The sequence below is a fragment of the Anaerolineales bacterium genome (assembly GCA_003105035.1).
In the GTDB taxonomy this organism is placed as follows: Bacteria; Chloroflexota; Anaerolineae; order Anaerolineales; family UBA4823; genus FEB-25.
The window spans coordinates 55550-68444 of record PQAL01000006.1 but is presented as its reverse complement, the minus strand read 5'-3'; the positions used below and the strand labels follow the sequence as shown (position 1 = coordinate 68444).

Annotated in this window: 13 protein-coding genes and 1 other RNA gene; 5 read left to right on the top strand and 9 right to left on the bottom strand. The window is 53.7% G+C overall.

Annotation, left to right across the window (positions count from 1 at the left end):
- Nucleotides 1–100 precede the first annotated feature (100 nt).
- The 6 genes from C3F13_04385 to C3F13_04360 all read right to left on the bottom strand — a co-directional run bounded on the left by C3F13_04385 (nt 101) and on the right by C3F13_04360 (nt 5772).
- On the bottom strand, nt 101–1252 hold the full coding sequence (locus C3F13_04385; protein ID PWB55524.1) for a hypothetical protein: 1152 nt from the start codon (nt 1250–1252) through the stop codon (nt 101–103).
- 10 nt (nt 1253–1262) lie between these two features.
- A complete protein-coding gene (locus C3F13_04380; GenBank protein PWB55523.1) occupies nt 1263–1970 on the bottom strand; it encodes a hypothetical protein in 708 nt (235 codons plus the stop codon).
- Between the two features lie 319 nt (nt 1971–2289).
- On the bottom strand, nt 2290–2550 hold the full coding sequence (locus tag C3F13_04375; protein ID PWB55522.1) for a hypothetical protein: 261 nt from the start codon (nt 2548–2550) through the stop codon (nt 2290–2292).
- A gap of 347 nt (nt 2551–2897) precedes the next feature.
- A complete protein-coding gene (locus tag C3F13_04370; GenBank protein PWB55521.1) occupies nt 2898–4199 on the bottom strand; it encodes a hypothetical protein in 1302 nt (433 codons plus the stop codon).
- A 203-nt stretch (nt 4200–4402) separates the two neighbouring features.
- Nucleotides 4403–4798 (bottom strand): hypothetical protein, encoded by a 396-nt coding sequence (locus tag C3F13_04365; protein PWB55520.1) that lies wholly within the window; start codon nt 4796–4798, stop codon nt 4403–4405.
- Nucleotides 4799–4944: 146 nt separating this feature from the next.
- Nucleotides 4945–5772 (bottom strand): hypothetical protein, encoded by an 828-nt coding sequence (locus tag C3F13_04360; GenBank protein PWB55519.1) that lies wholly within the window; start codon nt 5770–5772, stop codon nt 4945–4947.
- Between C3F13_04360 and C3F13_04355 the strand changes: the two genes are divergently transcribed.
- Nucleotides 5765–5959: a hypothetical protein gene (locus C3F13_04355; protein PWB55518.1), complete on the top strand. Its 195-nt coding sequence runs from the start codon at nt 5765–5767 to the stop codon at nt 5957–5959. The genes C3F13_04360 and C3F13_04355 overlap by 8 nt on opposite strands.
- 3 nt (nt 5960–5962) lie before the next feature.
- Here C3F13_04355 and C3F13_04350 read toward each other — a convergent pair whose 3' ends face one another.
- On the bottom strand, nt 5963–7414 hold the full coding sequence (locus C3F13_04350) for an RNA-splicing ligase RtcB (GenBank protein PWB55517.1): 1452 nt from the start codon (nt 7412–7414) through the stop codon (nt 5963–5965).
- Between the two features lie 15 nt (nt 7415–7429).
- Entirely contained in the window at nt 7430–7843 is a 414-nt protein-coding gene (locus C3F13_04345) for a protein archease (GenBank protein ID PWB55516.1), read from the bottom strand.
- Nucleotides 7844–7968: 125 nt separating this feature from the next.
- Between C3F13_04345 and C3F13_04340 the strand changes: the two genes are divergently transcribed.
- Both C3F13_04340 and C3F13_04335 read left to right on the top strand, forming a co-directional pair.
- A complete protein-coding gene (locus C3F13_04340) occupies nt 7969–8784 on the top strand; it encodes a hypothetical protein (GenBank protein PWB55515.1) in 816 nt (271 codons plus the stop codon).
- A gap of 15 nt (nt 8785–8799) precedes the next feature.
- On the top strand, nt 8800–9246 hold the full coding sequence (locus C3F13_04335; protein ID PWB55514.1) for a hypothetical protein: 447 nt from the start codon (nt 8800–8802) through the stop codon (nt 9244–9246).
- A 39-nt stretch (nt 9247–9285) separates the two neighbouring features.
- Here C3F13_04335 and C3F13_04330 read toward each other — a convergent pair whose 3' ends face one another.
- On the bottom strand, nt 9286–10047 hold the full coding sequence (locus C3F13_04330; protein PWB55513.1) for a hypothetical protein: 762 nt from the start codon (nt 10045–10047) through the stop codon (nt 9286–9288).
- Between the two features lie 276 nt (nt 10048–10323).
- Between C3F13_04330 and rnpB the strand changes: the two genes are divergently transcribed.
- Nucleotides 10324–10778, top strand: an RNA gene (rnpB, locus tag C3F13_04325) — RNase P RNA component class A.
- A gap of 25 nt (nt 10779–10803) precedes the next feature.
- A complete protein-coding gene (locus C3F13_04320; protein PWB55512.1) occupies nt 10804–12717 on the top strand; it encodes a hypothetical protein in 1914 nt (637 codons plus the stop codon).
- The last annotated feature ends 178 nt before the right edge of the window (nt 12718–12895 follow it).

The following is a 12895-nucleotide window of genomic DNA, read 5'->3' as shown; positions in this document are numbered from 1 at the left end:
GCCTTCAGGCATATGTGATTCAATCTCGCATTGAACTATAAGGGCACAGCGAGACTGTGCCCTTACAAAACACGGCTACTTCTCAACGCTGGAAGGATGTTTATTCGCACCCCTCACAGCCGATTGAGATCAGACTACCCTTGTCTCCCTCCGGGGCGATCGTGACTGACAGGACCCGGTCATCCTTGGTCCAAGCCTGGTAATACGTTCCACTGCTATTGAAGGGATCAGCTTGCGCTTCCCATCCATGAGCGATCAGCTGATCGACATAAAACTGGTTTACTGTTTCAACACTTGCAATGGATTGAAAAACCACGATCCCTGATTGATCAACCAGGATGCTTGCCTCGGGGTATAGCGGGATATCTGCAGGAAGGCTTGAGCCAGCTGGCGTACCCACCTGTCCCTGAGAGGTTCCCGGGGCTGCAGCGGGGGTGGCTTGAAGCGCTTCCAGCTTGGGTTGGATAGGGGAGATGTCTGAGTGCTCAACCTGTAAGTGAATATGTACACTTCCTTCGGTCTGTGGGCCGTACAGGCTGGCTGGCAGGTCAATCTCCGCCCCCAGCAGAGATTGCTGGCTTGACTCCACCCATATCTCACCACTAACCGACTGCCCGTACAGGGTACCCTGGATGGCATACTTTTGGGCTTGAAAGCCTCCGAATAATTCGCTCCCTTGCGATGTGAGGCTGCCTGCTGGGAAGACTTTGAGCCAAAAAGCAGGACCATCTGGCGAGAGTATGGCATTCTTGAGGGTAAACGACATCTCCTGGGTCTCAGCGACCTGGAAGATTCCATCCTCGTCTGGTTTATACGCCACACCACCAACGACATATAGCTCAAGGTTGAAGGGAGGCGACTGCATCCCCTCACTGAATACCAGTCCGGGGTTTTCAGGATAGGTATTCAACAGGTGCTGGTCACCATTTGCATCAATCTCAGCTGCAAGGCTGGTACTTGAGCCATCGGGTTGGGTAGTACTCAAGCTGATCTTCACATTGCGAAAGGCGAGGGTACCCTCCACCAGGCTGTCGATGGTAGGCTGGTTGCCTGTGGCTGTGCTGGCATCACTTGCAAGCGTGGATGTTGCATTCGACACTTGTGGGGTCTCCAGTGAAGAAGATTGTTCGCTAGTAGCCAGTGGTGAGGGCGTCTGGAGAGATTGCGTACCAGGGGCGGGCGTTGTTTTCGAGCAAGCCAGGGCGAATACGAGCAGGATGAACATGGGGAGCAGGTTTCGGTGTGTGTGCATGGTTCCCTCCTTACGGCAGTTTGGCATACGGATCGTAATAGAACATGCGCCACTCGCATTGCTCGATGGTCGCTTTGGTGACGGCACGCCCGACAGTCATCTTACGCGGGAAGTCTGCCATGCTGCATTCGCCTCCAGCGCTGAGCAAAGTATGGGAGGTGACATGAAAATCCAGATTCGGCCACTTGGTGATGCCCAGCTTGGTTTTTGTAGAAATCGCCTGGCTCTGGCAGGTTGGGCTACCGGATGCATTTACTGTCAGTTTTGCGTATGCGTCACCGGAGGTTGGTAGAAAGGGGATTGAGAATCCATCTCCCAGGGATGAAGCTAAGAGTGGGCTGAGTGGCTGTGTTCCACCTACTGCCGGAGCGCGAATGCTTTCAGTCCAGGTGGCATTACAGCCTTCCGAGGTAAACGTACCCGACCGGCCTGCTATCTTCTCTAGGGGGAAGGTCGCCGTACAGCTGCCATTGCCGGCTTCATCGGATACAGTGCACTCGATTTCGCCATGGGTTTCGTGATACAGGGTGGTGGAGTCTTTTGCCATCACCCCGTTTTCATTCAGGGTGTAATCAAAGTCGGAGCGTTCTAGAAAATATACCCAGCCCAGGTATGTGCCTGTCATCCACGTATCCGCTTGCGAGGCAGTGGGTTGGGTGGGGCTGAACAGGAATTGGCATAAGAGGGCTACCAGTGCTGCCGTTGCCATGCGTTTCATTGGCTATTCTCCTCAAGATTGTGTGGGTGCGCTAATTATATACTTGATTAATAAATGATTTCGGCGCGTCTATACAGAATATTATTGTCAGGTGAAATGCAAGCATAAGGATACCCGAAAGAGAATCGGCAGTATTGGCGAGATGTATACACCGTACATTGTGGAAGGTGATTGGGTTTCGACCATCCAATCGTAAGGGCACCGCGAGGCTGAGCCCTTAGACATTCTTACCTAGCTTATTGCGTGGTTCTATAACTGCGATTTACTGAGGCGGATTTCATCCGCCCTTATATACCTCTTCAATGCCTGAAGGGTTCTATCAACTTGTGGTTTCGTGTCCGACTGTGTAATCCCCGGTGAACTTGGTGAGCTCAATCACCCGGGCTTTTCGTCGAACCAGAGGAGGCACTGCTAGGCGTGCCTGGGCTTCGTCTTCCGCTTCGATGATCGCCCAGCCTATGTGCACCCCAACTTTACAACCCCAATCAAAGTTGTGGAGGTAACCCATGGCATGCACCTGTTCAACCAGCATGGCACAGTCTTGGGCGGTGTGAGGTGTTTCTATCAGGTATCTTTGCATATTTTTTTTGTGAGTGACTTCCGCTACCCACGATCCTCCCTGGTAAATTATATTCGGATTTATAACATCAACATTATCTTATTATAAGTGTTGCGCGGGAAAGGTCAAGGGTGAAAGCCCTGATTGGCTGAAGCTACCCACATGGGGAGGACGGATGGGCTGCGTAAGAAAGCTCAGAATTTTCGCTGACCGGAAGAATGTTAAAAGGTCCAAAAACCTAAGGGCAATCCACACATAAAAGTCATCCTGGATTATTACGCGCCAGTTTTATGACAAGCGGTGAAATAAATTCAGGCCCCACAGATTTTGCCATCCAGTGAGGCCTGCTGCAATCTGCTCGGTTACGCTTACGGACCCACCGAAGGGATGATGATGCTCCAGCGTAAACCGCCATTATCGGTTTTCACCAGGGCTACTTCATTGCCAGCAGTGGCAACCGCCCATCCATTCTGCTCACTGACGAAATCCATCTGGGGAGTCCAGGTGACATCGGTGAGCACCGTCCAGGATTGACCTCCGTCGGTGGTCTTGCGCAAGATGAGCGAAGTTGCCCAGCCAGTTTCGGCTGAGTAAAAGTACAGGGCATCACCCGGGTAGGGTATGCATGTCCAGGTGCTACCAGCGTCTTGTGTGGAGTAGATGTAGTATTTATTCTGGATTTGGGCTGCACTGTAATCAGCGCAGCGGACGCTTAAATGTCCCACGTCATTTCCGAAGAAGAATGGTTCGTACGAGCCGCAGGCCATATTCATGTTCTCGTATATCCCTGGGGCTCCGCTGGGATCCGGGAGCGTCACAGGCTGCCATGTCATCCCTCCGTCCAGGGTATTGAACAAGAGCACCCCTGCCTTTACCCCATTACAATCCCCAGTCAACCAGCCATGGGTTGCATCGGTAAAGAGCATGGCATTCTTGCTGCAGGATTGGATCCCACCGTCATTGTAAGGGTCGAGGATACGCTGCCAGCTGGTTCCACCGTCGGTGGTCCGGTAGATCACAATGTAATCGTGGTTCATCCCTACACCCACGTGGACTAATAACCAGCCGTTTTCCCCCGCAACAAATTGTATCATAGCCGGCACATAGACCTCAGAGAGACCAGTGATGTCGAGTGGCTGGCTGGCAGTCCATGTCAGGCCCTGGTCTGTAGTTTTCCAGACGACTGGGATATCGATCATCGGGTAGCCACCGTTGATGAAATAGGTGACCCAGGCAGTATTCAGATCCTGGAAGAAACCGACCGCGGCTTTAGCCTGGTCGGCTGCGGGTTTGGACTCGGGCGGGGTGACATCTTTCCAGGTGGAACCTCCATCAGAGGTGAAGAGCACATGGTCACCCGCCCGTGCTCCCAGGCTGCCGATCGCCCAGCCATGGGTCAGGTCGATCATGTGGATATAGGTGATGCTGAATTCCTGGTCGGTCGGGTAATGCTGGATGGCATTCACAGGTAGTGGTGTGGCGCTGGGTATGGGGGTGGGCGTGGGAGGTGAGCTAGTAGGAGTCTCAGTAGGTGTCAGCGGCGTGGAGGTGGCAATGATTACCTGGGTAGGGGGAAGGCTGGTTTCAACCGGTATGCCAGCAGTTGCACAGGCTGATAAGCTGACTAGCATCAGGCTAATGGCGATTAGTTGGGACAATTTCTTGATCATATCATCCTCCACTGATCAATCGCACTTATTATACTTCCCGGGGAATTGGTGAAGGGTTAGTAGGACATAAGTGCTTTCAGCCCAATTAACGAAATCAGGAGCGGGTTGGTTCCAGCACCCACTCCTGAAGTTATGCTCTACTTCATGCTGGGCTACGTAATCCAGCAAGATTTTTCCCAAGCCAGGAAATTTGCCTGGTTATTTCAGGGCAAGGTTGTCGAATTACTGCAGGTGAAGGCTCCTATTTGCTCGTCATTGACTAGCACGGTGTACTTTCCAGGTGGATAATTGCCCAGCGGAAATTCTATGCTGAACTCCTTGATCACCATAATGCAGGCCTGACCCGGATCGAACAAGGAATACACTTCCAGGTTGATTTCGTTTCCAGAACTCAAGGGTGAAACGATGATTCGCAGCAAATGGCACGGATCAGATAACCGACCCACTAAACTAACCCACACCTGGGCAGGCTTGCCGGCGTGGATGATGACCTGACACTGGTCAAGGTCTAAATAAACCTGGTCACGGGATAGCTTTTTATCACCAGACTGAGGCTCATATCCGGTTGGGTGTATCGGGGTCTGTTCTTTACTTGCCATAGCTGAATCCAATTAGAATGCGCGGTTTATGGTTAACCAGAATGGAGTTATTTTTCAAGATCAGCCATCATCTTTGAATTCATTAAGTCCGCTTCGGAGCTTGGCTACCACGATCAATAATGAATCTCAACGTCACCCGAATGAACTTAACTATCAAATTTTCCCAGCAACTCTCCATTTACGTACACTGAATATTGGCCGCTCGGAAAACTTCCCATCGGATAAACGATATTGAAAGGCTGGATGACGGTGATACAGCTGGTGCTTCCATCATAAACGCCATAAACGTCCAGGTTTATTTTCCCACTGTTATCGGGAGGAGTCATGGCGATACGCAGCTGGTGGCATGGATCAGGCAGATAACCTTGCAAGGTTACACTCACGTTATCTTCGGGAGTCGCCGGTAAGACCAGGTAAGAAGCTGCCACATCGACTGTTGCTTCGCTCCGTGACAATTGCGAGTCACTTGCCTGTGGTGTGTACATGGCATTGAACTGGCCTAGCTGAGCACCGTTCACGTTGACTGTATACTGGCCGGTGGAATAGCTCCCCAAGGGGATGACCGCGTTAAACGGTTCGATGGTCATGATGCAGTTCATATCTGGGTCCACAATTGCATATGCCTCCAGATTGATAATATTGTATGCATCTGCGGGATGGACCACGACCCGCAGCACATGGCAGGGGTTGGGCATGGTACCGGATAGGACAGCCTCGACGCGGGTAGGGATTGTAGCAGTAATTAGCAGCTGGCTGTCAGCCATTTCTATGATGACCTCATCCCGTATCCGTTTGCTATCGGTCGTCTGCGGTTCATATCCCGATGGTGGAATTACTACTGACCCTGAATCACTGGTACCTGGTTCAGGGTATGGTGAGGTGGAAGGTTGTGTTGGCAGGCTGCCCGGAGCTGGGTACACAGTAGAAAAAGCCGGCGCGGGATAGGCGGATGAACCACCAGGCAGGATGGGCATCGCTATTTGTGTTGGTGAGCTGTCCGGAGTCGATGGTAAGTTGGAGTTATCGGTTATTGCTGGTGATGATGTGGTTGATGAACAAGCAGCCAACAATAAGGTGAAGACTAAAACGACACTTATGCTTTTGAGCGACATTCATACCTCCATGGATTATGGATTAATAACGCCTATTCGCGTGGAATAGTTCCTAACCTTTAATCACCGCCAGCGGATGCAGACGGGCTACCTTGCGGGCGATGCCCCCTCCGACTACAGCCTGAACAACCTGGTCGACATCCTTGTAGGCCTGGGGAGCTTCTTCAGCCAGTCCAGCCATCGAGCCCGCCCGGATGTGGATGCCCTCTGCTTCCAAATCCTGGCGCAGCTTTTCGCCGCGCACATTGCGCTTGGCTTCGTGGCGACTCATCAACCGACCTGAACCGTGGCAGCTGGATCCGAAGGAATGTTCCATGCTGGCTTCGGTGCCCGCCAGTACCCACGAAGCGGTGCCCATGCTGCCCGGGACGAGCACCGGTTGGCCGATGGGGCGATATTCTTCAGGCAGCTCAGGCGAGCCAGGCCCAAAGGCGCGCGTGGCCCCCTTTCGATGGACACATACTTTTATTCGCTCGCCTTCGATGACATGCGTCTCGATCTTGCCCATATTGTGGCAGATATCATACACCTGGTGAAGCTGCCAATCCTTCACCTTGCCAGCCAGCACCTGCTCAAATGCTTTCCGAGCACTGTTTGCCAGGATCTGCCGGTTGGCGAAGGCGTAATTGGCAGCGCAACGCATGGCAGCCAGATAATCCTGTCCTTCAGGTGAGTTGAGCGGGGCGCACACCAATTCACGGTCCACCAGGTGAATGCCATACCGGCGGACAGCCGCCTGGAACTCCTCCACATAATCGGTGCAGATCTGGTGGCCGAAGCCGCGTGAGCCGCAGTGGATCTGGACGGCTAGCCTGCCTTGCTCCAGGCCCATTACTGAGGCAGCTTGAGCATCGAAGACCTGCTCAACCAGGTCGATCTCGATGAAGTGGTTCCCGGCCCCCAACGAGCCTAATTGCGGACGGCCGCGCTCGCGGGCACGTTTCGAAACCCGGGTGGGGTCAGCACCCACCACGCAGCCTGCTTCTTCGGTGCGTCGGAGGTCAGCTTCGGAAGCCATGCCTCGTTTAAGTGCCCAGCGTGAACCCTGCCGGCATACTTCTTCCAGCTCGGCCTCGCTGGCCCGCACAACACCCTTCTCACCCACGCCGCTCGGGCATAGCTGATTGAGAGCCGTAGCAAGGTCATCCAGCCATGGATTAGCCGCCTCAAAGCTGATCTGTGAGCCGAGCAACCGCACCCCACAATTAATGTCGTAGCCGATTCCCCCGGGGGAGATAACCCCTTCCGGGAAGCGCGTAGCCGCCACACCTCCGATGGGAAAACCATAGCCCTGGTGCATATCGGGCATCACGATGACGTGTCCAACCAACCCGGGCAGGGTGGCAGCATTCACCGCCTGCTCGAGTGATTTATCTTTTATCACATCTTCCAGCATGCGGCGCGTAGCAAATAACCGCACCGGCACGCGCATATCCGGGCGATAGCTTTGAGGGATCTCCCATTCATAATCACTGATTCGTTTCAGATCCTGAAGTGTGACCATTATTCCCTTGTATTTCTATACGTCAAACACAATACTGGTTCGCAGTCCTTGGGGAGTATCCTGGATCACCAGGTTGTGGTAAGTCACGGCTTTGATTTCCTTATCCAGGCTGATGATCCGGGAACCTTGCAGGGTAGCACGCAGGTTGTACTCTGGATCAATTTTTATCGAGAAGTGATCGAATCCCAGCTTCTCATCCTCCTCCAGCCACAGCAATTCTTCAAGGAAGTGCACCAGCAAGCCTTCCTCATCCAAAGCCTGAAACTGGAGTGACCGTTCCTGCAGGGTGCCTGCCTGCAGCTTCACTCCCGAAAGGGTGTACATGCCACGGGCCGCCTGTTCGAGCAGGGAAGGCAGATCAGGTGCCCAGACTTCCAGCTCCCAATCTGCAGTATGGGCGTGCTCGCGGAAACCAAATCCAGGTTGCATACGTCTAAAGAGTATACCGTACTTTTTTATGCTCAAGAATCGTTTACAAGATGAGTAACCCGACCGAATCTCTCATCTGAGCCGGGATAATGACCATAAATGCACGCAGGAGATGTGGTTAAATTATGGACATGCATTGGATTGAGAGCTCATTGGGTCGCCTGGAAAGCCACTTGCGCGAGCTGATCGAGGGCAAGCAAGGGAGCGTTGACTCCTCGCCAAGGTTCTACAAGCAGTTGGAAAGAATGCTGCTGGCTGCCATGCGGTCAGGGGTGCAGGATGCACCCGCCCGCACTGACAATTATTCAGGAAAGAAAATCGCACCAGACCAGTACACCTTGTTGCTTGCCCCACCGCAAGCAGAGCTGGTGTTAACCCATCCCGCAGAGCTCAACGGTTTAGCTAACCATTTAAAAATTGCTGCAGCTGAAGCAGGATACCTTTCCAGCAGCGAGCCGGTGATTAAAGTTGTTGCCGTCCCCGAACTTGATACACCAAAAGCCCTGGGCGAATTTTCCCAGGATGGCAGGGGAAAATCAAGCACTGCGCATGTAGGTAGTATGCTGGCAGAACCTGTGGCTCACGGCCAGGAAAACATGCCTAAAGCCTTCCTGATTGTCAATGGACTGTTGACCTATGCGCTTGGCAGCCCGGTGGTCAATATTGGCCGCGATCCTGTGAACCAGGTCTGCCTGGACGATAAGCGGGTATCGCGCATGCATGCTCAGCTGAGGTTGATCCAGGGCAGGTTCGTGATCTTTGACCTGGATTCGTCGGGTGGCACGTTCGTCAATGGGGTACTGGTGAATCGTCATGCCCTCAACGCCGGCGATGTCATCCTCCTGGCCGGGGTGCCCCTGGTATATGGGCAGGAGCAACTAAGCGGGACGAGCCTTACCCAGGAGCTGCCGGCAGCACCGCCGCCACCAGAAGTATTGTAAAGGTATAATCGACCTGTGAGTGCCATCCTCCTGTTAGCCTTACGGGCCTGCTTGGCGATCCTGCTCTTCGGTTTCCTCGGTTTTGCCATCTATACCATATGGCGCGATCTGAAACAACAGGCAGAGCTTCTGGCCGCGCGCCAGCCTCCACCGGTCAGTCTTACCAACCTGATGTTGGACACACCCGCCACGCAATTCTTTGAGAAACCGGTAATCATCCTGGGCAGGGGGGATGGCTGTGATTTTGAGGTGGATGACCAGACCGTCTCTGCCCACCACGCCAGGTTGGCATATCGCCGGCAACAGTGGTGGCTGGAAGACATGGCTTCCACCAATGGGACTTTTCTTAATGGCGAGGCTGTCACCTCCCCGGTGGTCATCACCCATGGGGATGAGTTACGCCTGGGATACCTGGGTGTTAGAGTGGAGATCGGCCAAAAAACAAAAAACCCGGCGGGATAAAACACATCATCCCACCGGGTGTCCAATGACGTTTGTAACTTATGGGGCAGGCGTGTAGCTGGTGAGCTGCGTGGCGTCGCTGAAGTCGATGCCACTCACATGGCTGGTTCCTTCGCTCTTGATCGTGCCCACTCCGGGCACTAACCAGCTGGTGGTGGTATATGTGCCCGCCACCACATGGAGGGCACTCACCTCCACGCGTATCGTGGTGTCCACCCGCAGGGCATCGAACGTGCCAAACGGGACTGTGATATTTTCAAAGCCTGTAGCCGTGTAATCGAAAACGAACCTTCCATTGATGTTGAGGCTCTGGGAAGTAGCTTCAAAATCGGCGGTTTGCTGCCAGGTGTCACCTGGGGCAACATTGGCGGGCAGCGTGAGGCCGGAGTTGGAAGTCAGCTTGACATTCACGGGTACACTTGGGCTGCTCAGCAATGCGCCTGCATACTGCGAGACCGGGTCTCCTGCAGTCAGACCGGCGCTGGAGCAAGAATATGTGAGCGAGTAAGGGATACTGGACAGTGTGGTGTTCACAGTAAAAGCATCTGTGCTGGAGCTGGAAACCGTATCGGTGCGTATATACTCTCCCGTCACGGTGTTGCTCCCGGCATACGTCCAGGTGGTTCCAGTGGTGTTAGGAAAATACTGGTTGGAGCACAAGGTAGCAGGCTGGTTGACTGCCGGTGTTGACGGAGCCAGGGACTCGCCTGGTGATACCTGCCGCTCCGGTAAGTTGCAGGCTGATAAGGCCAGGATTGCCAGGGTGAGCACTGCAACGGTTACGATCGATTTTCTAAGCATTTTCATCTCCTAGGATAAAATCGCAGGCATTATACTCTGTATGGTGGTAGTTAACGAGAATTCACATGCCTATCTACTTTAAGCTACCCTTAAATGAGCGCCTGCAGCGTGGCAGATTGATGGACCCGCAAAGGGTCCATCACCTGATAGACGTCCCATGTCAACCAGTGGTTCCCCAGGCTGGGTACACACTGCAGCATCGAAAACCAGGCCAGCAACCTGGCGGTGGTACCCGAAACCTGGAAATAAGGTAAATTATGGTATGATGAGGTTCCCCAGGCTGACCGGATGATCGCGGTGGAGATATCCATCGAGGAAAGTCCGCACTCCACAGGGCAAGGTGCCGGGTAATTCCCGGGGCGGGGCCACCCGCACGAAATTTGTGCGGGCAACCTGACGGATCGGGCCACAGAAACAGACCGCAACCCCCTTCCAACCTCCCCTGATTCCTTCGGAATTAGGGGATGGGTTAGAGGGAGATGTAAGGGTGAAAAGGTGGCGTAAGAGACCACCGGCGCAGGCGGTAACGTCTGCGGCTAGGTAACCCCCACCTGGAGCAAGGTCAAGCAGAGCTGATCCCTATGGGAGGTGGCGGCTCGTCGCCTGGACCGTAAGGTCCGCAGGCTCGGGTAGACTGCATGAGGTGTGAGGTAACTCACGCCCTAGAGAGATGGTCATCGCTGCAGGGAGACCTGCATGCACAGAATGCGGCTTACAGGCTGGCCTGGGGAAATGACTTTCGTGTGGATGCATTGAATGCAGATCCTCCTGGCCTTCATTCCCCTGGTTGCATACCTACTCATCTTTATATATCTCTATAACCGGCACCCCACTGACCTTGCCCGACGGAGTTGGATCGAAGCTGCCATCTGCTGGGGTGTCTACCTGGCCATGATGATGGAAGTCCTGAGTATCATCAAATGGATCACCGTGGCGGGGTTGGTGCTCGCCTGGATGATCCCGATCCTGCTGTTCGCCGCCTGGGCCTGGCGTAAAAAAAACCGTTCAGAGAAGATCAGCCTGCCGTCTCTCCAGCTGCCAGGTAGCTGGTGGGACCGGCTTATCCTGCTGTTGATATGCTTCGTATTAATTGCCACCGGGGTGGTCGCCTGGGTAACTCCACCGCAAACCTGGGATTCATTGACTTACCACCTCAGCCGGGTCGCGCATTGGGCACAAGACCAATCTATCTGGCATTATCCCACCGGTATCGACCGGCAGACCAGCATGCCCCCTGGGGCGGAAGAACAGATCCTGAATTTTTATGTGCTGACGCAGAGTGACCGGCTGTCCAACCTGCCTGAGTGGCTGGCGATGTTGGGCAGCGTGGTAGGAGTATCGTTAATTGCTTATTACCTGGGTGCAAAATCGAGTGGCCAATGGCTGGCAGCCGGTTTTGCGGCCACGATACCCATGGGCATCGTGGAAGCCTCCAGCACGATCAATGATTATGTAGCCACTTTTTGGGTGGTGTGCCTGGTGGTGGAAGTCCTGGCTTACCTGCGCGTGGATAATAACCGCTCCCTGGTGTTCGCCAGTCTGGCAGGTGGGCTGGCTTTACTCACCAAGCCCGTCGCTGTCCCTTTCATGGTTCCATTCATTGTCTGGCTGGCATACCTGATCATCAAGCGCCATGGGGTGTTAGGCGCTTTGAAATGGGCCGGGATTGCCATCCTGATTATCGGGCTGATCAATGCCGGATACCTGGAGCGCAACGTGGTCACCTATGGTAGCCTATCCAACCCGGTGGATTTTCAAAATCATTACAACCAGCTGCATAGCCTGCCAGGGTTCATTGCCACCACGCTTAAAAATATCGGCATGCACCTGGGGTTACCCGGCCTGGATGAGCTTAATCGGGCCTGGTTCCTGGTGATCTTGAAGATCGTGGTCAAGCTCGGACTGGACATCAACGACCCGCGCATGACCGCTCTCGGCTATTTCCAGGTGGTTGCCCCCACTACCCACGAGGATGTGACTTCCAACCCATACCATGCCTACCTGATTTTCGCCCTGTTCATCATCATGTTCTTTTTAGTCCGCAAGCATGGGCGATCATTGCTGGTGTATGGTTTGTTGGCGGCATTAACCTTCCTGCTGTTCAGCTTCATCTATAAGTGGAATGCCTTTGGTACACGTTATGACCTGGCATTTTTTGTCATATTCGCGCCAGTGGCAGGGGTGATCCTGGGGGGGTTCGAGAAGGTGAAAATCGGTCACCTGGTGACCGTGCTGCTATTTGTCGGCGCGGTGCCCTGGCTGCTGAGTATCTACTCTCGTCCTTTGGTAGGCCTTGCAGGATATTCCGAAAATAAAGGCAGTATCCTCAACACTTCTCGTATCGACTTATATTTTGCCAACGCAGCCAGTGAGCAGGCGGTTTACACGCAATTCACTGATGTGATTAAAAGCAAGGGCTGCAACCAGGTGGGGGTGATGCTGAATGGCGATGATCCTGAGTACCTGCTGTGGGTGCTCATGGGAGCCCCGCGCAGCCAGGCCAGGCTTGAGTGGATCGTCAGCGGCCCGACCGACAAATATAGCCCGGCAGATTTTCAACCCTGCGCCATCATCTGTCACGGATGCACCTTGGACCAATCCCCCTTGCGCGGGCTGGAGATTGCCCAGCAGGTGAGTGATTTATGGCTTTTCTTGCCGCCCGGGGAATAGGGTTGGAACCTGACCCTGACCAAAGATAATTCGCATGGGGGCTGATCGATTAAGGCACACAGAATGAGTGCATCGTTAAGCTATCCAGGTTAGAGCTTTCTCATCTCTCAGCAGCGAAGAGACGATGGAGGTTGGTTATAATCACCGTGTAGCGGATAATTTGCAGGCAATTTAAGGT